The sequence below is a fragment of the Kitasatospora sp. NPDC101183 genome (assembly GCF_044767945.1).
Lineage (GTDB): Bacteria > Actinomycetota > Actinomycetes > Streptomycetales > Streptomycetaceae > Kitasatospora.
In genome coordinates this window covers 146,003-167,001 of sequence record NZ_JBIWOW010000007.1, presented here as the reverse complement: position 1 = coordinate 167,001, position 20,999 = coordinate 146,003, and the positions used below count along the sequence as shown (strand labels likewise).

Here is a 20,999-nt window from a genome sequence, read left to right as displayed (position 1 = left end):
ACCGCCCCGCCCGGGCGGGCCCTCCCCCTGCCGACCTAGACGGCCTCGCGCAGCGAGGCCGACAGGGCCCGGTACTCGTGCTCCGTCATCCGCACGGTCTCGAACGGGACGGCGTTGACCCAGCGCTGGGTGAGGGTCGCGATGCGCTCGCCGTAGCGCTCCGCCGTGATCAGGTCGCCCCGGGAGGCGGCCTGGTCGGCGTCGAGGTCGCCGTGGCTCTGGCTCATCAGGCCGAGGAAGGAGCCGAGGCGGTTGATGTCGTCGCGGGTGCCGCCGCTCCAGTTGTTGCCGGGGAGGTCGCCGAGGCCGATCCACGGCATGCCCATCTGGGTGGCGAAGACGACGAGTTGCTCCAGGACGGTCATCTTGTCGCCGCTCTGCGAGGCGGACATGGTGAAGCCGCCGGCGAGCTTGTCCTTCCAGCCCTGCCGGAGGAACGGGTGGAAGGCCTGCTCCATGAAGGCCTTGAACACCGCCGACACTCCGCCCATCAGCGTCGGGCTGCCGAAGACGACGGCGTCGGCGCGGTCGAGCAACGCCATCACCTCGTCGTCGCGCCAGCGGCCCGCGTTGACGTCCTCCGCGCGGAGCCCGATCAGGTGCACCTCGGCGCCCGGGACGGCCCGGGCCCCCGCCGCGACGTGCTCGGCAAGGACGCGGGTGTGGCCGTGCAGCGAGTGGTAGACCACGGCCACGGTGACGGTAGGGGTGTTCTGGTGCGCTGACATCGGCGTTCACTGCTTCCGAATCGTGGGATCAATCGTGGGATCAACTGCCTGCCCACTCATCTCAGCCCGCCCCCGCCCCGCCATCAACGCCGAACTTCGGCGCGCAGCGATCGGTGGAACCGATCGATCGCCGCGAGAGGGCCTAGCCTGGCCCCCATGGACAGGATCGAGCTGGAGGCGTTCGTCGCCGTCGCCGAGGAGCTGCACTTCGGCCGCGCCGCCGCCCGCCTGCACCGGGGGCAGCCCACCGTCAGCGAGGCCGTACGGCGACTGGAGGGCGGCCTCGGCGGGCGGCTGTTCCACCGCACCAGCCGCCGCGTCTCGCTCACCGACCTCGGGGAGGCGCTCCTGCCCGACGCGCACGCCGCCCTCGCCCAGCTACGCCGCTTCCAGCAGCGCGGCCGCGCCCTCGCCGCCGGGGAGGGCGCCTCCACCACACTCGTCGTCGCGCACGCCGAATACACCTGCTACCACCTGCTGTTGCGCTGCCTGCCCCGGCTGCGCGAGCGGTTCCCGGACGTGACGATCGTCCCCGAGCCGATGCCGACCACGGCCCAACTCACCGCCGTGCGAACGGAGTCGATCGGCCTGGGCATCGGCTGGGCGACGGACGGCATCACCGGCGTACGGGCGCGGGTGCTGTCCACCGAGCGGTTCATGGCGCTCGTACCGGAGGCCCACCCCCTCGCCGAGCGCGCCGAGTTGAGCGCCTGCGAGCTGTCCGCCTCCGACCTGCTCACCTGGCCGCACCAGATCAACAGCGGCCTCTGCGACCGCCTCCTGGCCGCCTTCCGGATCGGCGGGGCGGACCTGCGGATCATCCGGACCGCCGGCAGCGTGCACGACATCGCCGCCCATGTCGCCGCCGGGACGGGCATCGGCATCACCGTCGAGTCCGCGCTCGACCACCGGCCGCCCGGCCTGCGGGTCGTCCCGCTGACCGGGCCGTCCACCACCGCCGACCAGGTCATCCTCACGCCGCCCGAGCCCTCCGAGACGGCCGCCGCCCTCCGCGACCTGCTGCTGGAAGCCTCGGAGGCCTCAGCCGGGTAGCCCGTACACGGCGCGCACGTGCTCCAGGTACCCGGCGCCGCCGTGCGCCCGGTCCTGCGCGCCCGCCCGGTGCAGGTCGAGCCGCCCGTCCGGGTGCAGCCGCAGCGTGGTGGTCGCGGCCCGGGCCGCGTTGCCCGTCCCGGAGCCCGCCCCGGTGGCCCCGGGCAGCGAGCCCGGCCCCAGCACGGGCACGCCCAGCTCCGCCGCCCCGGCGGCCGTCGCCGCCGGGGCACGGCCGGTGCGGTTGGCACTGCTCACGTACAGGACGGGGTGGTCGGCGAGCACGGGCAGCAGCGGGGCCCAGCGGGCGCCGAAGAGCAGCGTCCAGCCGTCGCGCGTGGCGGGGGCCAGCCAGGCGGGCGGGGCGGCGTCGGGGCGCAGCGGGAGGAGGAGCGTCACCCGCTCCTCGACGAGGAGGCGCCGGGCGACGGCGGCGAGGCCGGGCTCCAGGCCGAGGACGGTGTCGAGCTCGGCGAGGACGCCCGGGTCGTGGGCCCACAGGGCGACGGCCTGGTCGGCGGGGCGGCCCTTGGCCGTGTTGACGGCGCGCGGGTCGGCGCCCGCGACGACGAAGGTCAGCGGGGCCGGGTTCGGCAGCGCCACCGCCCCTTCGCGCAGGGCTGCGCGGGCGGCGTCCGCGTCGACGGTGCCGAGGTCGGCGTCGGAGGCGCCGTCGAGGAAGGCCGCGAACGCCGCGTCCTCGACGACCGCCCGGCCCGTACGGAAGGCGCGGGCCTTCACCCAGGCCAGCGCGGCGGCCGTCCGCTCCTCGTCGTGGTCGAGGTCGTGGCCGAGCCGGGCCGCGACCGCCCGGACGACGCGGGCGCTGGCCAGCTGGGTGAGCACCACGCGCGGGGCCGTGCCGAGGACGGCCTGCGGGTCGTAGGGCTGGAACAGCTCCGGGTGGACGAACGGCGTGCCGGTGGAGATGGTGCCCACCCCGGTGCCGACGACGGGGGTGGTGACGCCCAGCGGCACGCCGGTCGCCCCGGAGACCAGGGCGGCGAGGCGGGGCAGCGCGGTCAGGTCCGGGGCCGTCCACCAGAGGCGCTCGGCGTCGGGGCCGAGCAGCCGGGCGGCGCGGTCGCCGTCCTGGGCGAGCAGGAGGAGCAGCTGCTCGGTGGCGGCCATGCCGCTGCGCTCGGCGATGCCCAGCCAGGACGTGGCCGCGACCCGCACGCCCGCGCGCAGGGCCTCCAGGGTGTTGGCGAGGCCGAGGCCGAGGTCGTTGTGCAGGTGGGAGGCGAGGACGGTGTCGTGGCCGGCCCCGGCCCGTACGCGGGTGAACATGTCGGCGGCGTCGGAGGGGAGTTGGAGCCCGACCGTGTCGGCGAGCACCACGACGCCCGCTCCGGCCGCGGTGAAGTCGGCCGCGGCGTCGGCCATGAGGCCGTGGTCGGCGCGGGAGGCGTCGGCGAGGCAGAGGTCGACGGCGACCCGGTCGTCCACGGCCCGGGCCTCACCGATCAGGGCGACCGCCGCGTCCAGGGCCTCGCGGGCCGTGCGGTGCGTCATCGTCGAGGCCATCGCCTCGGAGGCGGGGACGACCACCATGACGCGGGCGTGCGCGCTGCCCCGGACGGCGGCCACCGCCTGCCGTACGTCCGCCGCCCTTCCCCGGCACACCGCCGCGACGGAGACCGCGCCCTCCGCCTCCACGGCGACGCGGCGCACCGCCTCGAACTCCTCGGCGCACACGGCCGGGAACCCCGCCGCGAACACCACGTGCCGGGGGCCGTCCTCGCCGAACACCCGGCCCTGCTCCCGCGCCAGCCGCGCCCGGACGGCGGCGGGCATCAGCGTCTTCGCCTGCGCGCCGTCCCGCGCCGACTCCTCCCACACCACCAGCCGCCCCGCCCGCGCGGACTCCCGTACGACGTCCCGCCCCATCGCCCCACCGCTCCCACCCGGCCCCGCCGAACGGGGCGTCCGGAAGCGCACTCTGGCACCGGGGGTCGGGCCGGGGGCGGCGATCGGGGGTTCCGCCCACCCGGAGGATCGATTCACCGATAATGCCGACCCGCCCGACGGGAAGATTCACCGACAAAGCCCCTCGCCCCTCGCCCGGCTCGGGCAAGGGGCGAGGGGGCGAGGCCGGGAGTGGCCGGCAGCCCTGCTCAGCTCGCGAGTTGGGCGCTGAAGATCGCGCTGTTGAAGTACGCCTTCGCCTCCCGGATGAGCCCGCTCCCCTCGTCCAGCTCGTACACGTTGATGCCCGACCAGTTCACCGGGCTGCCGTCCAGCGCCACCACCGCCCCCCGCCACGAGACGGCGACGTGACGGCCGACGGTGTGCGCCTCGATCGGGGTGAGGCCGAGGAAGGGCTGGAAGTTGGGCACGATGCCGGCGATGAAGTCGCGGATCGCGTCGCGGCCGGTGATCGGGTCCGTCCCGATCGGGTCGTGGAAGACGCCGTCCTCGGTGAAGGAGGCGGCCCAGGTGTCGGCGTCGGCCTCCTGGGAGGCGCGGAAGAACTGCAGGACGGCGGCGGGCATGGCGGGGAAGGTCATCGGACGGCCTCCTTGATCGCGGGGGTGACGGTGACGGACGTACGGACGAGGTGGACGGTGAGCGCGCACCCGGCGGCGAGGCCGACGAGGCCGCAGACGCCGGGCCAGCCGAGCAGCGCGTGGGCGCGGACGCCGAGCCAGGAGCCGGCGCTGCCGCCGAGGAACGAGCAGGTCATGTAGGCGGTGTTGAGCCGGCTGCGCGCCTGTGGCCGCAGCGCGAAGATGCGGGCCTGGTTGGCGACCTGGCTGCACTGCACGGCCACGTCGAGCAGCAGCAGTCCGGCCGCGAGGGCGGCGAGGCCGAGCGCGCCGCCCGCCGTGCCGAGCGCCAGGACGGCCGCGGCGGCCAGGACGGCGGCCATGCACCAGGTGCTGACCCGGTCGGGGCCGTCGCGGTCGACGAGGCGGCCGGCGGCGGGGGCGCCGAGCATGCTGGCGGCGCCGATGAGGGCGAGGACGCCGACGGCCTGGGCGTCCATCCGGTAGTGCGGGCCGGTGAGCAGGAGGGCGAGGGCCGTCCAGGCGGCGCTGAACCCGGCGAACAGGGTGGCCTGGTAGAGGGCGGAGCGGCGCAGGGCGGGTTCGTCGCGCAGCAGCCGCAGGGTGTCGGCGAGCAGGGTCGGGTACCGGTCGCGGGTGGCGGGCGGTACGGCGGGCAGGGCGAGGCCGAGGACGAGGGCGAGCAGGCCGGTGAGCGCGGCGGCGACGAGGTACGGGGCGCGCCAGCCGAGGTGTTCGCCGAGGACGCCGCCGAAGGTGCGGGCGAGCAGGATGCCGCCGATGAGGCCGCCCTGGAGGGTGCCGATGACGGAGCCGCGCCGCTCGGGGGCGACGAGGCCGGCGGCCATGGGCAGCAGCAGCTGGGGCACGACGGTGGCGACGCCGACCACGGCGCCGGCGGTGACGAGGGCGCCGGTGGAGGGGGCGAGGCCCGCGGCGAGCAGGGCGAGGCCGGTGAGGGCGAGCAGGGCGGTGACGAGCGGGCGCCGGGGCAGCCGGTCGCCGAGCGGGACGAGCAGGAAGATCCCTGCGGCGTACCCGAGTTGGGTGAGCGTGACGACGCCGGCGGCGGCGTCCGAGGTGATGCCGAAGGCGTCGGCGACGAGCGGGGTGAGGGCCTGCGGGAAGTAGACGTTGGCGACGCTGACGCCGCAGGCCAGGGCCATCAGCAGCGGCAGCCTCCCGCCTGTGGCTGAACCCGTGGCCGGAGGCGGGGCGGTTCGGGACGTGGAAGACACGGAAGGACTCCAACCGAACGAACTGGATGGTTCGGAACGACGAGAACGAGACTGACAGACCTCCGCCCGCCCGTCAATCGAGAACGAACCGGTTCGTTCCCACCCCGGCTACCATGGCCCCATGGCGTACGACTCCACAGCGACCAAAGAGCGCATCCTCACCGCCGCGGCCACCGAGTTCGCCGCCCACGGCGTCGCGGGCGCCCGCGTGGACCGCATCGCCGCCGCCGCCCAGGCCAACAAGCGGGCCATCTACGACTACTTCGGCGACAAGGACGGCCTCTTCGCCGCCGTCCTCGAACGCCTGATGAGCGACCTCGCCGAGGCCGTCCCGCCCGGCGACGACGACCTCCCCGCCTACGCCGAGCGCCTCTTCGACTACCACCGCGCCCGCCCCGAGGCCCTGCGCCTGCTCCTGTGGGAGGCCCTCGAACTGGGCGACCGGCCCGTCCCCGGCGAGGACACCCGCACCCGCCACTACCAGGACAAGCTCCAGGCCGTCCGCACCGCCGAGGGCGGGGAGGACCCGCGCACCCGCCTCTTCCTCGCCCTCGGCCTGGTCGGCTGGAGCCTCGCCATGCCCCAGGTCCGCCGCATGATCCTCGGCCCGGACGAGGACCTCGACCGCCTGCGCACCGACGTCTCCCGCGCCGTCCGCGCCCTCCCCGCCGACTGACCCGGACCACCTCCGCGACCGGCCCGGACCGCCCCCGCGCAGGCCGATCGTGCGTCCACAAGCCGTCTGACCTGGCAGATCACGACTCGGCATCGCTTGTCACGATCATGCGAGAGAGTCGTCACGACCGCGCCAAAACGGGACGGACCGCATGGCGCCGACGGATGAGAGTGCGCTAAGAACGTCCCCGGAGGCCGCGACCCTGCGGCCCCACGAGACGGGGGACGTCACTTGAAGCACATCTCCACACACCGCCGCACCCTGGCGATCGCCGCCCTGGCCGCCGTCAGCGCCCTGAGCCTGACCGCCTGCAACGACGACGCCTCGAACGGCGACACCGCCGCCACCACCGCGCCGGCCGCGCCCACCACCGCCGCCGTGCCGACCGCGGCGCCCACCACCCCGGCGGCCCCGGCCACCTCCGCCGCCCCGGCCACCGGAGGCACCACGGGCGGTGCGACCGGCGGCGGCGCGGCCCCGGCGGCCGGCACCACGGTCAAGATCGGCGAGCCGATCCAGTTCCCGTACAAGTACGGCAAGACCGAGGGCGCCGTGTCCCTCGTCGTCACCGACATCACCAAGGGCGAGGCGGCCGACCTGGCCCCGCTCAACCTCGGCGACAAGGCGAAGGGCCAGGTGCCCTACTACATCAACTTCAAGGTGACCAACACCGGTTCCACCGACATGTCCTTCGCCAGCCTGACCCAGATGAAGGGCCTGCTCGCGGACGGCACCGAGGCCAACCAGGTGTCGATCATCGGCAAGTTCGCCAAGTGCCCGAACAACTCCTTCCCGAGCGGCTTCACCAACGGCAAGTCGGTGACCTCCTGCGTGCTGGCCCTGGCGCCGGAGGCCTCCAAGGTCGCGGGCGCCGAGTACTGGGGCGACCCGTACACCCTGGGCAAGGGCCTGAACTGGAAGTAAGCCACACGGCAGGACACCGCAGGGCGGGGAGGAGGGGCAGGCGGCCCCGCCTCCCCGCCCCGCGCGCGTCACAGCGCCGCCACCTCCCGTACGGCCTCCGCGCCGTGCAGGCGCCAGAAGGCGTCCACCCCGGCCGCGACCGTCCGCTCCACCGCCTCCTCCGGCACCGGCAGCGCGCCCCAGAAGGAGCGCTCGGCCACGCCCTGGTACGTGAGCAGCGTGAAGCGCTCGGCGACCAGCTCCGGCTCGTCCGCCGTCAGCAGTCCGCGCCGCGCCCAGACGGCGAAGCGGGCCGCGAGGGCGCGCCGTTCGGCGTCGGGGCCCGCCTCCAGCCAGGCCTCCAGCACGTCGGCGGGGATGTTCACCACCTCGGCGCGGATCGCCCGGGCGACGGCGCCGTGCTCGCCCGAGGCCAGCAGCGCGCGGGCCCGCTCCGCGGCGAAGGCGGCCAGGGCCTCGCGCACGGCGGCGCCCTCCTCCCCCGCCGCGTCCAGCCGTGCGGCGGCCAACCGCTCCAGCCGCAGGGTCAGTTCCGCCGCGCTCTGCAGCGCCACCGTCAGGAAGAGGGTCTCCTTGTCGGCGAAGTGGTTGTAGACCGTGCGCTTGGACACGGCGGCCTCCGCCGCGATGGCGTCCATGCTGGCCCGTACGAACCCCTCCCGCCCGAAGACCCGCGTCGCGGCCTCCGTGATGGCCCTGCGCTTCTCCGGCCGTCTCGCCCCGCCCGTCGCCGTCACACCGCTCTCCTTCGTTCCCACGACTTCGCTCCCACGATCCGTCCGTCCCGGCCGCCCGCCCGCCCGCCGGACGGCACGTGAACCGGCCGGTGTACCTTGTCCCTGCCCCGGACGACCGGGGCTTGTCACCGAACAGCTGTGCTCTATGCTGCGTGTGATCTCTACACCCGTGTAGAGGAAATCCGAAAACGGGCCTGCCCCCGATCGGCGGCGGGAAACCGCCGCGGGAACCGGCCGGCCGACAACGGCGTCCAGAAATGGCAGCGCCGCAACCGTGGTTCGCACGGCTCCCGGCGACGGCGCCGACCGGCGCGTGGGGACGCGGAACCTTCCGGGGGTGAGTACGTGGCGGGGCAGCGAGGACGGACGTCCGAGCAGGGACAACGGCGACGGGCGGCGGGCAGACCCGCCGAGCCGCCGGCGCCCCGGCGTTCCTCCGGACCGACATCGCCGGGCAGGGCCGCCCAGCCGCCCGCCCCCCGGCGCTCCCCCGGCGCCGCCGCCGTCCCCGTGCTGCTGGCCCTCGGCCTGCCGCTCGTGGGCGCCGGCATCGACGAGGCCTCCGGCCCCGGCGTGGGCTGGGCGTTCGCCCTGTGCGCGGTGCTCGGCACCGGCGCCGCCGCGGCCGTCTGCACCCGCAGGGGCTGGTGGTGGGTCCTGGCCTGCTCGCCCGTGGTGGTCCTCGGCGTGACGGCCGTCGTCGAACTGCTCGCCAACCGCGACAAGTACCAGGGCAAGGCCCTGGCCACCGGCGCGGCCAAGTGGCTGGTGCACGGGTTCCCCGTGATGGCGCAGGCCGCGACCGCGGCCGTCCTGGTGATCGCGGTCCGGGCGATCCGCAACCGCAGGAGGCAGCAGGCATGAGTGAGCACGCCGACCGCAGCGAGGCCGACGGCGGCGAGACCAACGGCGGCCCCGAGCAGCCCGAGGGCCGCCGCGCCGCCCGCCGTACGGCGCCCCCCGCGCGCCGCCGCTCCCCGCTGCTGGTCGCCGGGCGGACGATCGCCTGCACCGCCGGGTTCGCGGTCTTCGCCGCCAGCGGGGTGGCCTGGTACGAGGTGACCTCCCTCACCGACGGGATGACCACCTCCAACGCCATCTCGGAGACCAAGAAGGACGCCCCCAAGCACCTCGACAACTCGGTCAACCTGCTCCTGATCGGCCTCGACAGCCGCAAGAACATGGACGGCTCGGACATCCCCGGGCAGTTCATCCAGGACGAGCTGCACGCCGGGCACAGCTCCGACGTCGGCGGCTACAACACCAACTCCCTGATCCTGCTGCACATACCGGCGAACGGCGGCAAGGTGCAGGCCGTCTCCATCCCGCGCGACGACTACGTGATGACGTACAAGGGCGACGGCACCGAGATGGGCATGGGCAAGATCAAGGAGGCGTACGGCAACGCCAAGGACAAGGCGGACTCCGGCCTGCGCGCCAAGGGCCTCAAGGGCGCCGACCTGGAGAAGGCCGGCCGCGACATCGGCCGCGCCGCGACCATCCGCACCGTCCAGACCTTCCTGAACCAGCCGATCGACCACGTCGCCGAAGTCAACCTGATGGGCTTCTACGACATCGCCAAGCAGGTCGAGCCCATCGAGGTCTGCCTCACCCACGACACCAAGGACCCGGCCATCGAGGGCCAGGGCTCGGGCGCGGACTTCAAGAAGGGCATCAACAAGCTCAACGCCTCCCAGGCGCTCTCCTTCGTCCGCCAGCGCCACAACCTGGACGGCCCGGACGGCAACACCGGCGACTTCGCCCGCACCCACCGCCAGCAGGCCTTCATCTCCTCCGTCGTGCACAAGCTCAAGCAGGACGGCATCATCAGCGACATCGGCAAGCTCAAGGGCCTGTTCGGCGTCATCCAGAAGGACCTGGTGATCGACAACGAGTGGAACGTCCTCGACTTCGCCGAGCAGGCCCCGGCCCTGACCGGCGGCAACGTCGAGTTCAACACGCTCACCTTCGACGGCTTCGGGCGCAAGAACGGCCAGGACGTGAACCTGGTGACCCCGTCCAAGATCCAGAAGGTCGTCAAGCAGATCTTCGGCTACGCCGACGCGGCCGCCCCGGCCGGGGGCGCCACCGACACCCCGAGCGCCCCGGCGCCCGCCGCCGCCACCACCACGGCCCCGCCCAAGGCGGCCTCCCCCGCGACCGTGGACGTCTACAACGCCTCCACCGCCGCCGGGGTCTCCTCCACCGCCGAGTCCAAGGCGCTGGTGGCGATGGGCTTCAAGGAGGGCAACACCGGCGCGGCCCGCTCCAAGCCCAAGACCACCACGGTCACCTACGGCAAGGGCGCCAAGGAGGCCGCCGACCAGATCGCGGCCCGCTACGGCGTGACGGCCACCGAGTCCGCCTCGACCACCGCCGACCACGTGACCGTCGTCCTGGGCACCTCGTTCACCGGCGCCTCCGCCGACAAGACCGACAAGCCCGCCGCGCCCGCGCCCGGCGGCGACCCGGCCGCCAACGTGCCCGTCCAGGGCCCCAGCGTCGACGCCCAGTCGGACGGCGGCATCCCCTGCGTCTACTGACGCGCGGGCCCCACGCGTGAAGGCGCCCCCGCCCGGAACTCCCGGGCGGGGGCGCCTCGTTCGCGCACACGGGCCTCCCGGGCGGCGTCAGCCCACCGTCCAGGTGTCGCTCCCGGCGAGCAGCGCCGCCAGGTCGCCCCGGCCCCGGCCGGCCTCGGCCGCCTCCAGCTGCCCGGCCATCAGCTCGTCGTACACCGGGCGCCGCACGTCCCGCAGCACCCCGATCGGGGTGTGGTGCAGGGTGTCCGCGTCCGCGATCCGCGACAGGGCGAACGCCCGTGTGGGGCTTGCCGCGTGGGCGTCGTGGACCAGCACCTCGGCCTCGTTGGCGGCGGTGACCGGCGCCGTGAACAGCTCGCCGTCCGGGCCCCGGAAGACGCCGTTGCCCAGGTCGGCGCCGAAGCGCACGGGCTGCCCGTGCTCCAGGCGGATCAGCGCCTCGTCCCGGGTGCCGGGCTCCTTGAGGACCTCGAAGGCGCCGTCGTTGAAGATGTTGCAGTTCTGGTAGATCTCCACCAGCGCCGTGCCCTCGTGCTCGGCCGCCGCCCGCAGCACCGACTGCAGGTGCTTGCGGTCGGAGTCGATGGTGCGCGCCACGAAGGAGGCCTCCGCGCCGATCGCCAGCGAGAGCGGGTTGAACGGCGCGTCCAGGGAGCCCATCGGCGTGGACTTGGTGATCTTGCCGACCTCGCTGGTCGGCGAGTACTGGCCCTTGGTGAGGCCGTAGATACGGTTGTTGAACAGCAGGATCTTCAGATTGACGTTGCGCCGCAGCGCGTGGATCAGGTGGTTGCCGCCGATGGACAGCGCGTCGCCGTCGCCCGTCACCACCCACACGCTCAGGTCGCGGCGGGCCGTGGCCAGCCCCGTCGCGATCGCCGGGGCGCGGCCGTGGATCGAGTGCACGCCGTAGGTGTTCATGTAGTACGGGAAGCGCGAGGAGCAGCCGATGCCCGAGACGAACACGGTGTTCTCCCGCCGGATCCCCAGCTCCGGCATGAACGCCTGCACCGCCGCGAGGACCGCGTAGTCCCCGCAGCCGGGGCACCAGCGCACCTCCTGGTCGGTCTTGAAGTCCCGGGCGCTCTGCGGCGCTTCGGCCTTCGGCACCAGCTTCAGGGACGGGAAGCCGTTCTCGCTCATCGGTTGTCCTCCTCGTCCAGGGTGCCGATCGCCGCCCACAGCACGTCCGCCAACTGCGCCGCCTTGAACGGCAGTCCGCGCACCTGGTTGTAGGACTCGGCGTCCACCAGGTACTTGGCGCGCAGCAGCATCGCCAGCTGGCCCAGGTTCATCTCGGGCACGATGACCTTGTCGTAACTCCTGAGCACCGCACCGAGGTTGGCCGGGAACGGGTTGAGGTTGCGCAGGTGCGCCTGGGCGACCTCGCCGCCGTCCGCGCGCACCCGGCGCACCGCGGCGGTGATCGGCCCGTACGTCGAGCCCCAGCCGAGCACCAGCACCCGGGCCTCGCCGCTCGGGTCGTCCACCTCCAGCGGCTTGACGGCGATGCCGTCCACCTTGGCCTGGCGGGTGCGGACCATGAAGTCGTGGTTGGCCGGGTCGTAGGAGATGTTGCCCGTGCCGTCCTGCTTCTCGATGCCGCCGATGCGGTGCTCCAGGCCCGGGGTGCCGGGCAGCGCCCAGGGCCGGGCGAGGGTCGCCGCATCCCGCAGGTACGGCCAGAAGGAGCCGTCCTCCCGGTTCGGCCCGGTCGCGAAGTCCGGGTCGATGGAGGGGAGTTCGCCGACCTCCGGGATGCGCCAGGGCTCCGAGCCGTTGGCCAGGTACCCGTCCGAGAGCAGGAAGACCGGGGTGCGGTAGGTGACGGCGATCCGGGCCGCCTCCAACGCCGCGTCGAAGCACTCGGCGGGCGTCGCGGGAGCGACGATCGGCACCGGCGCCTCGCCGTTGCGCCCGAACATCGCCTGCAGCAGGTCCGCCTGCTCGGTCTTGGTCGGCAGGCCCGTGGAGGGGCCGCCGCGCTGGATGTCCACGACCAGCAGCGGCAGTTCGAGCGAGACGGCCAGGCCGATCGTCTCCGACTTGAGCGCCACGCCCGGGCCGGAGGTGGTGGTCACGCCCAGCGCCCCGCCGAAGGCCGCGCCCAGGGCGGCGCCGATCCCGGCGATCTCGTCCTCGGCCTGGAAGGTGCGCACCCCGAAGTTCTTGTGCCTGGACAGCTCGTGGAGGATGTCGGAGGCCGGGGTGATCGGGTACGAGCCCAGGTACAGCGGCAGCCCGGAGCGCTCGGCGGCGGCGATCAGGCCGTAGGAGAGCGCCAGGTTGCCGGAGATGTTGCGGTAGCGCCCGGCGGGGAGCTTCGCCGGCGGCACCTCGTAGGAGACGGCGAAGGCCTCGGTGGTCTCGCCGAAGTTCCAGCCGGCCCGGAAGGCGCTGACGTTGGCCTCGGCGATCTGCGGCTTCTTGGCGAACTTCGTGCGCAGGAACGCCTCGGTGCCGTGGGTGGGCCGGTGGTACATCCAGGACAGCAGGCCCAGGGCGAACATGTTCTTCGCCCGCTCGGCGTCCTTGCGGGCCAGCCCGCTGTCCTTGAGCGCCTCCACCGTCAGCGCCGTGAGCGGCACCCTGTGCAGGCGGTAGGCGTCCAGCGAGCCGTCGTCCAGCGGGTCGGCCTCGTAACCGACCTTCGCCAGCGCCCGCTTGGTGAACTCGTCGGTGTTGACGATGATCTCCGCGCCGCGCGGCAGGTCCTCCAGGTTCGCCTTGAGCGCCGCCGGGTTCATCGCCACCAGCACGTCGGGGGCGTCCCCGGGCGTGAGGATGTCGTGGTCGGCGAAGTGCAACTGGAAGGACGAGACGCCCGGCAGGGTGCCGGCGGGTGCCCGGATCTCGGCGGGGAAATTCGGCAGCGTCGACAGGTCGTTGCCGAAGGACGCCGTCTCGGAGGTGAAGCGGTCACCTGTGAGCTGCATGCCGTCACCCGAGTCGCCGGCGAACCGGATGATCACCCGATCGAGTCTGCGAATGGGCTTTGCCCTCGGCGGACCGCCCGGGGCGGGAGGGCCGGCGGGCGAGGCGGAACCGGGGCGGACTCCACCGCTGCCGGTCCGGCCTTCGCCGCTGCCCGAGCCGTCCACTGCTTCTGACTGATCGACCTGACTGGTCACTGCCGCGGACCTCCTCGTGGGCGCACCACCGCGGGCGCGGCCCTGTGCCCCGTCCGCTTGGTGCACCTCTCGCATACTAAGCGCGCGAGGTCGAACCGGACTGGAACTCCCGCGTGCGGCGGGAAATCGCCGGAACACGGGGCGTACCGCGCACTGGGGACAACACCCGGGAGGAGGCGGCCATTCCTAGGGCCCTGCTCCCCTAGGAGTTGAGGTACGTGAGCACCGCGAGCACCCGGCGGTGGTCCTCCGGGCTCTGGGCCAGGCCCAGCTTGAGGAAGATGTTGCTGACGTGCTTCTCCACCGCGCCGTCCGAGACGACCAGTTGCCGGGCGACGGCCGCGTTGGTGCGGCCCTCCGCCATCAGGCCCAGCACCTCGCGCTCGCGCGGGGTCAGGCCCGCCAGGACGTCGCCCTTGCGGCTGCGGCTGAGCAGTTGCTGCACCACCTCCGGGTCCAGCGCGGTGCCGCCCTCGGCCACCCGCACCACCGCGTCGGCGAACTCGCGCACCTCGGCGACGCGGTCCTTGAGCAGGTAGCCGACGCCCCGGGTGGAGCCGGCCAGCAGCTCCGAGGCGTAGCGCTCCTCCACGAACTGCGACAGGACGAGCACACCCAGCTGCGGGTAGCGGCCGCGCAGCTCCACGCAGGCGCGCAGGCCCTCGTCCGTGTGGCTCGGCGGCATCCGCACGTCGGAGACCACCACGTCCGGCAGCGCGTCCTGCGCCGCGAGGGCGTCCACGGCGCGCAGCAGCGCCTCGCCGTCCCCGACGCCCGCGACCACCTCCAGGCCGCGGTCGGTGAGCAGCCTGGTCAGGCCCTCCCGCAGCAGTACGGAGTCCTCGGCGATGACGACGCGGCGCATGGCGACCTTCCCGGCAGGGCTGTGGCTGACGACAGCCAGTCTCCCCCATGCCGGAAGAGCGCCGGGAGCGGGTCACATGGTGCGGATGGCCACCGAGTCGCACAGCGCTTCCAGCGCCGCCTTGGCCGGGCAGTCCGGCAGCGGGGCCAGCAGCGCCCGGGCCTCCTCGGCCTGGCGCAGCGTCTCGCGGCGGGCCCGCTCCAGCGCCGGGTGGCGGCGCAGCAGGCGCAGCGCCTCGGCGTGCAGGGCGTCGTCCGCGAGGTCCTGGTCGAGCAGTTCGCGCAGCCGGGTGTCCGCCTCGTCGGCCGGGTCGGCCGGCATCTGGCGCAGCAGCAGGGTCGGCAGGGTGGGCACGCCCTCGCGCAGGTCGGTGCCGGGCGTCTTGCCGGACTCGTCGCCGTCGCTGGCGATGTCCAGCACGTCGTCGGCCAGCTGGAAGGCGATGCCGATCCGCTCGCCGAAGTCACCGAGGGTGTCCACCACCCACTGCTCGGCGCCGGCCGCCTGTGCTCCTATCCGGCAGGAGACGGCGATCAGCGAGCCGGTCTTGCCGGCCAGCACGTCCAGGTAGTGCAGCAGCGGGTCGACGTCCGGGCCGGGGCCGCGGGTCTCCATGATCTGGCCGGTGACGAGCCGCTCGAAGGCCTCGGCCTGCATCCGCACCGCTTCGGGACCGAGGTCGGCGAGGACCTGGGAGGCGCGGGAGAACAGGAAGTCGCCGGTGAGGATGGCCACCGAGTTGTCCCAGCGGGAGTTGGCGCTGGGGGCGCCCCGGCGCACGGGCGCCTCGTCCATGACGTCGTCGTGGTACAGCGTGGCCAGGTGGGTCAGTTCGACGACGACGGCCGCCGGCACCACGCCAGGCGCGCCCGGGTCGCCGAACTGGGCGGCCAGCAGCAGGAGCAGGGGGCGGAAGCGCTTGCCGCCGGCCTCGATGAGGTGACTGGCGGTGACGGTGATGAACGGGACGTCGCTCTTGACGGTCTCGGCGAGCGCCGCCTCCACCGCGTCCAGTCCGGCCTGGACGTCCCGGGTCAGGTCGCGGTCCTGCACGCTGAGCCCGAAGGGTCCCACGACGGTCACGAAGACCACTCCTCTGTCCCTGGTCGATCTAGCGGCCTGGTCCCTGAGTGCCGCCGCTGGCCATACAGGCAGGGTATCCGGTCGTGAGTGGATCACTGCACGGGCGTGCTGGTCCCGTTGTGACCGGGCCTGAGGCCCAGGTCAGACGGGCTGCGCGGGGGTCGCGGCGGTGGGGGCGAATTCCGGCCCGGATAAAGGCCCGTGCAGGGAACCGGACAAGATCCGGCGGCCGGCGCCCGCCGCACGCCTCGGGCCGGCCCGGGTGTCCGGACCGGCCCGCGACGGGCGCCGGCGAGAACGGTCAGTACGCGAACAGCGAGGCCTTGGACGCGAGGTCCAGGAAGTACTGCGGCAGCAGTCCCAGGCCCAGCGTCACCAGCACCCCGACCCCGATCGCCGTCGCCGTGAAGGGGCTGGGGATCGCCACCGTCGGGCCGCCGGGCTGAGGATCGGAGAAGAACATCAGCACGATCACCCGGATGTAGAAGAACGCGGCCACCGCCGAGCTCAGCACACCGACGATCACCAGCGGCGTCGCCCCGCCGGCCGCCGCCGCCTGGAACACCGCGAACTTCCCCGTGAACCCCGAGGTCAGCGGGATGCCCGCGAAGGCCAGCAGGAACAGCGCGAACACCGCCGCCACCAGCGGCGAGCGCCGCCCCAGGCCCGCCCAGGAGGACAGGTGCGTCGCCTCGCCCTTGGAGTCGCGCACCAGCGTCACCACCGCGAACGCGCCCAGCGTCACGAAGGAGTACGCCGCCAGGTAGAACAGCACCGAGGAGACGCCCTGCCGGTCCAGCGCGATCACGCCGGTCAGGATGAACCCGGCGTGCGCGATCGAGGAGTACGCCAGCAGGCGCTTGACGTCCTGCTGGGTCACCGCGAGGACGGCGCCGACCACCATCGTCAGGATCGCCACGCCCCACATCACCGGCCGCCAGTCCAGCTTCAGACCGGGGAAGGCCACGTAGAACAGCCGCAGGAACGCCCCGAACGCGGCGACCTTCGTCGCCGAGGCCATGAAGCCCGTCACCGGGGTCGGCGCGCCCTGGTACACGTCCGGTGTCCAGGCGTGGAACGGCACCGCGCCGACCTTGAACAGCAGGCCGACCGCCAGCATCGCCAGGCCGATCAGCAGCAGCACGTCGCTCTGCGTCGAGCTCAGCTGCGCCGGGGTGGACATCGACTTGCCGGAGATCACGTCGGCGATGTCGACCAGCTTCACGCTGCCCGCGTACCCGTACAGCAGCGCCGTGCCGAACAGGAAGAACGCCGAGGCGAAGGCGCCGAGCAGGAAGTACTTGACCGCCGCCTCCTGCGACAGCAGCCTCCGGCGCCGGGCCAGCGCGCACAGCAGGTACAGCGGCAGGGAGAAGACCTCCAGCGCCACGAACATCGTCAGCAGGTCGTTGGCGGCGGGGAACAGCAGCATGCCGCCGACCGCGAACATCGTCAGCGGGAAGACCTCGCTGGTCGTCCAGCCGGCCCGGTTCGCGGCGCGCTCCTGCTCGCCGCCCGGGGTCGCGGAGGCCTGCGCGGCGAACGCGTCGGCGGGCAGGCCGCCCGCCACCGGCTCCAGCCGGCGCTCCGCGTAGGTGAGCACCGCGACGACGGCGACCAGCAGGATCACCCCCTGGACGAACAGGGCCGGGCCGTCCATGGCGACGGCCTCCATCGCCAGCAGGTCCAGGTGCGGGCCGTGGCCCTGCGCGGCCAGCACCACCACGGCGACGAAGGCGCCGGCCAGCGCCGTCAGCGCCAGGCCGACCTGCGTCCAGTGCCGGTAGCGGCGGGGCACGAAGGCCTCCACCAGGATGCCGGCCACGGCCGCGCCGAACACCACCAGCATCGGGGAGAGCTGGCCGTACTCGATGTGCGGCGCCGGGATGCTGGGCGTGTTGCCGCCAGCGGCGACGAGCACTGCGGGGGCGCTCACTTCTGCTCACCTCCGGAGCTGGCGGTCACCGGGTGGGCCGGCGCCGGGTCGGTCCGGTGGATCTGCGAGAGCGTCGCGTCCACCGAGGGGTTCACCAGGTCGGTGAGCGGCTTGGGGTAGACGCCGAGCAGGATCGTCAGCGCCACCAGCGGGGCCACCACGGCCAGTTCGCGCACCTTGAGGTCCGGGATGGCACGCACGCCCTCCTTCACCGGGCCCGTCATGGTGCGCTGGTACAGCAGCAGCGCGTACAGCGCGGCCAGCACGATGCCGAAGGTCGCGACGATCCCGATCGCCGGGTAGCGGGTGAACGTGCCCACCAGCACCAGGAACTCGGAGACGAACGGCGCCAGCCCCGGCAGCGACAGCGTCGCCAGCCCGCCGATCAGGAACGTCCCGGCGAGCACCGGGGCGACCTTCTGCACACCGCCGTAGTCGGCGATCAGCCGCGAGCCGCGGCGCGAGATCAGGAAGCCGGCCACCAGCATCCACGCGGCGGTGGAGATGCCGTGGTTGACCATGTAGAGCGTCGCGCCGCTCTGCCCCTGGCTCGTCATCGCGAAGATCCCCATGATGATGAAGCCGAAGTGGGAGATCGACGCGTACGCCACCAGGCGCTTGATGTCCTTCTGGCCGATCGCCAGCAGCGCCCCGTAGACGATCCCGATCAGGGACAGCACCAGGATCGCCGGGGCGAAGGCCTTCGAGGCGTCCGGGAACAGGCCCAGGCAGAAGCGCAGCATCGCGAAGGTGCCGACCTTGTCGACCACGGCGGTGATCAGCACCGCCGTCCCGGCCGTCGACTCGCCCATCGCGTTGGGCAGCCAGGTGTGCAGCGGCCACAGCGGGGCCTTCACGGCGAAGGCGAAGAAGAAGCCGAGGAACAGCGCCTTCTCGGCGGTGCCGCCGAGCTGCAGCCGGCCGTCCGCGACGGCGGAGGTGAGGGCCTGCAGGTCGAAGGTGCCGACGCCCTGGTCCTGCGCCACCACGTACAGGCCGATCACGGCGGCCAGCATGACCAGGCCGCCGAGCAGGTTGTAGAGGAGGAACTTCACGGCGGCGTAGGAGCGTTGGCGCGCCGAGTCCGGGCCGCCCGCGCGGTCGCCGAAGCCGCCGATGAGGAAGTACATCGGGATCAGCATGGCTTCGAAGAACACGTAGAAGACGAAGACGTCGGTGGCGTAGAAGGAGACGAGGACCATCGCCTCCACCGCGAGGATCAGGGCGAAGAAGCCCTGGGTGCGGCGCCTGCTTTCGAACGTCGCGGCCTCGGTGCCGGCGTCCCTGGGCTCGGGGTCGGCGTCGTGCCAGGAGGCGAGCATCACCACCGGCACCAGGACGGCGGTGAGCAGCGCGAGGGCGGCGCCGATGCCGTCCACCCCCAGCGAGAAGGTGATGCCGAAGGAGCGGATCCAGCTGTACGACTCCGTCAGCTGGTAGCGCGCGCCGTGCGGGTCGAAGCGGGCGGCCGCCACGGCGGCCAGGACGAGGGTGACGGCGGAGACGGCCAGCGCCACCGCCTTGGTGGTGCGGCGCCGTGACTCGGTGGAGCCGGCCGGCAGGGCCGCGGTCAGGACCGCGCCCACCGCCGGGACGGCGCAGGTGGCGGACAACAGAGCACTCACGGCGTCTCGCCTCCCCCGCGGGTCGTGGATCGGATGCCCATCAGACGGACCTCATCAGGAGAGTGGAGGCGACGAGCACCAGCGTGCCGCCGAACATGGAGAGCGCGTAGGTGCGGACGAAGCCGTTCTGCACCCGGCGCAGCCGGCTCGACAGGCCGCCGATCGCGGCCGCCAGGCCGTTGACGAAGCCGTCCAGGCCGCGGCTGTCGAAGTACACCAGCGTCGCGGTGAGCGCCGAGCCGGGGCGCACCAGGACGGCGTGGTTGATCTCGTCCTGGAGCAGGTCCCGGCGGGCGGCCCTGGTCAGCGGGGAGCCGACCGGGGGCGTCACCGGCACCGGGGAGCGGCCGTACATGACGTACGACAGGCCGACGCCCGCCAGCATGCAGGCCGTGGCCAGGCCCGTGATCGTCCAGGCGCCGAGCGGCGGGTTGCCCTCCGCGTGGCCGGTGACCGGCTCCAGCCAGTGCAGGAAGCCGCTGCGGAAGTCGAACAGCCAGCCCGCGGACACCGAGCCGACGGCCAGCAGCACCATCGGGATCGTCATCGTCCTCGGCGACTCGTGCGGGTGCGGGAGGTCGCCCTTGGCGTCCGGCTGCCAGCGCTTCTCGCCGAAGAAGGTCAGCAGCACCACCCTGGTCATGTAGAACGCGGTGACCGCCGCGCCGACCAGGGTGCACAGGCCCAGGATCCAGCCCTCGGTGCCGCCCTTGGCGAAGGCGGCCTCGATGATCTTGTCCTTGGAGAAGTAGCCGGACAGGCCCGGGAATCCGATGATCGCCAGGTACCCGAGGATGAACGTCACGGCCGTCACCGGCATGTACTTGCGCAGGCCGCCGTAGTGACGCATGTTCACCTCGTCGTTCATGCCGTGCATGACCGACCCGGCGCCGAGGAACAGCCCCGCCTTGAAGAAGCCGTGCGTCACCAGGTGCATGATCGCGAAGGCGTAGCCGATCGGGCCCAGGCCCGCCGCGAGGATCATGTAGCCGATCTGCGACATCGTCGAGCCGGCCAGCGCCTTCTTGATGTCGTCCTTGGCGCACCCGACGACCGCACCGTAGAGCAGCGTCACCGCTCCGACCACCACCACGGCGGTGCGGGCGTCCGGCGCCAGGTCGAAGATCGCCGAGGAGCGGGTGATCAGGTACACCCCGGCCGTCACCATCGTCGCCGCGTGGATCAGTGCCGAGACGGGGGTCGGGCCCTCCATCGCGTCCCCGAGCCAGGACTGCAGCGGCACCTGCGCCGACTTGCCGCAGGCCGCCAGCAGCAGCATCAGGCCGATCGCCGTCAGCTTGCCCTCGCTCGCCTGCTTCGCGGTGTCGAAGACCGGGCCGAAGGCGAAGGAGCCGAACTCCGCGAACATCAGCATGATCGCGATGGACAGGCCCATGTCGCCGACCCGGTTGACGATGAAGGCCTTCTTGGCCGCCGTCGCCGCGCTCGGCTTGTGCTGCCAGAAGCCGATCAGGAGGTACGAGGCCAGGCCCACGCCCTCCCAACCGAAGTACAGCAGCAGGTAGTTGTCCGCGACGACCAGCAGCAGCATCGCCGCCAGGAACAGGTTCAGGTACGCGAAGAAGCGGCGCCGGCGCTCGTCGTGCGCCATGTAGCCCACCGAGTACAGGTGGATCAGGGTGCCGACCCCGGTGATCAGCAGCACGAAGGTCATCGACAACTGGTCGAGCCGGAACGTGAAGTCGGCCTGGAAGCCGTTCACCGGGACCCAGCTGAACAGGTGCCTGGTCACCGCCCGGTGCTCGGCGTCGCGGCCCAGCATGTCCGAGAAGAGCGCCAGGCCGAAGCCGAACGAGAGCGCGGCGAGCGCGGTGGCCAGCCAGTGGCCGAACCGGTCGAGGGCCCGGCCGCCGAGCAGCAACAGGGCTGCTCCGGCCAGCGGGGCCGCCACCAGCAGCGGAATGAGAGAGTTCACCGAAGGCCCTCCGC

At 73.1% G+C, this 20,999-nt stretch carries 17 protein-coding genes; 5 read left to right on the top strand and 12 right to left on the bottom strand.

What is annotated here, in order from left to right; genetic code table 11:
* Positions 1-35: 35 nt before the first annotated feature.
* A complete protein-coding gene (locus tag ACIRRS_RS11775) occupies positions 36-728 on the bottom strand; it encodes a flavodoxin family protein (protein WP_402968394.1) in 693 nt (230 codons plus the stop codon).
* A 156-nt stretch (positions 729-884) separates the two neighbouring features.
* Here ACIRRS_RS11775 and ACIRRS_RS11770 point away from each other — a divergent pair, with 156 nt between their 5' ends.
* Entirely contained in the window at positions 885-1,781 is an 897-nt protein-coding gene (locus tag ACIRRS_RS11770; protein WP_402968391.1) for a LysR family transcriptional regulator, read from the top strand.
* On the opposite strand, the gene ACIRRS_RS11765 is transcribed toward ACIRRS_RS11770, so the two are convergent.
* From ACIRRS_RS11765 to ACIRRS_RS11755, 3 genes are all read right to left on the bottom strand, one after another.
* Positions 1,770-3,671: a hypothetical protein gene (locus tag ACIRRS_RS11765; RefSeq protein ID WP_402968388.1), complete on the bottom strand. Its 1,902-nt coding sequence runs from the start codon at positions 3,669-3,671 to the stop codon at positions 1,770-1,772. The two genes, ACIRRS_RS11770 and ACIRRS_RS11765, sit on opposite strands and share 12 nt — an antisense overlap.
* A gap of 227 nt (positions 3,672-3,898) precedes the next feature.
* Positions 3,899-4,291, bottom strand: coding sequence for a nuclear transport factor 2 family protein (locus tag ACIRRS_RS11760; RefSeq protein ID WP_402968385.1), 393 nt, complete (start codon positions 4,289-4,291; stop codon positions 3,899-3,901).
* Complete coding sequence (locus ACIRRS_RS11755; RefSeq protein ID WP_402968382.1) at positions 4,288-5,457, bottom strand: MFS transporter; 1,170 nt, start codon at positions 5,455-5,457, stop codon at positions 4,288-4,290. The genes ACIRRS_RS11760 and ACIRRS_RS11755 overlap by 4 nt, the downstream gene beginning before the upstream one ends.
* Positions 5,458-5,650: 193 nt before the next feature.
* On the opposite strand from ACIRRS_RS11755, the gene ACIRRS_RS11750 reads away from it, so the two are divergent.
* A complete protein-coding gene (locus ACIRRS_RS11750) occupies positions 5,651-6,205 on the top strand; it encodes a TetR family transcriptional regulator (protein ID WP_402968379.1) in 555 nt (184 codons plus the stop codon).
* Between the two features lie 231 nt (positions 6,206-6,436).
* Positions 6,437-7,129 (top strand): hypothetical protein, encoded by a 693-nt coding sequence (locus ACIRRS_RS11745; protein ID WP_402968376.1) that lies wholly within the window; start codon positions 6,437-6,439, stop codon positions 7,127-7,129.
* 68 nt (positions 7,130-7,197) lie between these two features.
* On the opposite strand, the gene ACIRRS_RS11740 is transcribed toward ACIRRS_RS11745, so the two are convergent.
* Entirely contained in the window at positions 7,198-7,887 is a 690-nt protein-coding gene (locus ACIRRS_RS11740; protein WP_402968373.1) for a TetR/AcrR family transcriptional regulator, read from the bottom strand.
* A gap of 489 nt (positions 7,888-8,376) precedes the next feature.
* Here ACIRRS_RS11740 and ACIRRS_RS11735 point away from each other — a divergent pair, with 489 nt between their 5' ends.
* Together ACIRRS_RS11735 and ACIRRS_RS11730 are read left to right on the top strand one after the other, a co-directional pair.
* Positions 8,377-8,730 carry a DUF6542 domain-containing protein gene (locus ACIRRS_RS11735; protein ID WP_402968370.1) on the top strand — a complete coding sequence of 118 codons (354 nt, stop codon included), beginning with the start codon at positions 8,377-8,379 and terminating at the stop codon, positions 8,728-8,730.
* A complete protein-coding gene (locus ACIRRS_RS11730) occupies positions 8,727-10,409 on the top strand; it encodes an LCP family protein (protein ID WP_402968367.1) in 1,683 nt (560 codons plus the stop codon). Before ACIRRS_RS11735 ends, ACIRRS_RS11730 begins: the two co-directional genes overlap by 4 nt.
* An 87-nt stretch (positions 10,410-10,496) precedes the next feature.
* Here the strand turns inward: ACIRRS_RS11730 and ACIRRS_RS11725 are convergent, their stop codons facing one another.
* From ACIRRS_RS11725 to nuoL, 7 genes are all read right to left on the bottom strand, one after another.
* On the bottom strand, positions 10,497-11,552 hold the full coding sequence (locus ACIRRS_RS11725) for a 2-oxoacid:ferredoxin oxidoreductase subunit beta (protein WP_402968364.1): 1,056 nt from the start codon (positions 11,550-11,552) through the stop codon (positions 10,497-10,499).
* Positions 11,549-13,540: a 2-oxoacid:acceptor oxidoreductase subunit alpha gene (locus ACIRRS_RS11720; RefSeq protein WP_402968361.1), complete on the bottom strand. Its 1,992-nt coding sequence runs from the start codon at positions 13,538-13,540 to the stop codon at positions 11,549-11,551. Before ACIRRS_RS11720 ends, ACIRRS_RS11725 begins: the two co-directional genes overlap by 4 nt.
* Positions 13,541-13,742: 202 nt before the next feature.
* Positions 13,743-14,405, bottom strand: a complete 663-nt coding sequence (locus tag ACIRRS_RS11715) for a response regulator (RefSeq protein WP_402968358.1) — start codon at positions 14,403-14,405, stop codon at positions 13,743-13,745.
* A 72-nt stretch (positions 14,406-14,477) separates the two neighbouring features.
* Positions 14,478-15,488 carry a polyprenyl synthetase family protein gene (locus tag ACIRRS_RS11710; protein WP_402968355.1) on the bottom strand — a complete coding sequence of 337 codons (1,011 nt, stop codon included), beginning with the start codon at positions 15,486-15,488 and terminating at the stop codon, positions 14,478-14,480.
* Between the two features lie 301 nt (positions 15,489-15,789).
* Complete coding sequence (nuoN, locus tag ACIRRS_RS11705; RefSeq protein ID WP_402968352.1) at positions 15,790-17,424, bottom strand: NADH-quinone oxidoreductase subunit NuoN; 1,635 nt, start codon at positions 17,422-17,424, stop codon at positions 15,790-15,792.
* Positions 17,421-19,049: an NADH-quinone oxidoreductase subunit M gene (locus ACIRRS_RS11700; RefSeq protein WP_402968349.1), complete on the bottom strand. Its 1,629-nt coding sequence runs from the start codon at positions 19,047-19,049 to the stop codon at positions 17,421-17,423. Before ACIRRS_RS11700 ends, nuoN begins: the two co-directional genes overlap by 4 nt.
* Before the next feature lie 40 nt (positions 19,050-19,089).
* On the bottom strand, positions 19,090-20,985 hold the full coding sequence (nuoL, locus tag ACIRRS_RS11695; protein WP_402968346.1) for an NADH-quinone oxidoreductase subunit L: 1,896 nt from the start codon (positions 20,983-20,985) through the stop codon (positions 19,090-19,092).
* Positions 20,986-20,999: the final 14 nt, after the last annotated feature.

Coding starts and splice junctions, on each gene's coding strand:
- ACIRRS_RS11775 (WP_402968394.1), bottom strand. CDS start 728: ATGTCAGCGCACCAGAACACCCCTACCGTCACCGTGGCCGTGGTCTAC.
- ACIRRS_RS11770 (WP_402968391.1), top strand. CDS start 885: ATGGACAGGATCGAGCTGGAGGCGTTCGTCGCCGTCGCCGAGGAGCTG.
- ACIRRS_RS11765 (WP_402968388.1), bottom strand. CDS start 3,671: ATGGGGCGGGACGTCGTACGGGAGTCCGCGCGGGCGGGGCGGCTGGTG.
- ACIRRS_RS11760 (WP_402968385.1), bottom strand. CDS start 4,291: ATGACCTTCCCCGCCATGCCCGCCGCCGTCCTGCAGTTCTTCCGCGCC.
- ACIRRS_RS11755 (WP_402968382.1), bottom strand. CDS start 5,457: ATGGCCCTGGCCTGCGGCGTCAGCGTCGCCAACGTCTACTTCCCGCAG.
- ACIRRS_RS11750 (WP_402968379.1), top strand. CDS start 5,651: ATGGCGTACGACTCCACAGCGACCAAAGAGCGCATCCTCACCGCCGCG.
- ACIRRS_RS11730 (WP_402968367.1), top strand. CDS start 8,727: ATGAGTGAGCACGCCGACCGCAGCGAGGCCGACGGCGGCGAGACCAAC.
- ACIRRS_RS11725 (WP_402968364.1), bottom strand. CDS start 11,552: ATGAGCGAGAACGGCTTCCCGTCCCTGAAGCTGGTGCCGAAGGCCGAA.
- ACIRRS_RS11715 (WP_402968358.1), bottom strand. CDS start 14,405: ATGCGCCGCGTCGTCATCGCCGAGGACTCCGTACTGCTGCGGGAGGGC.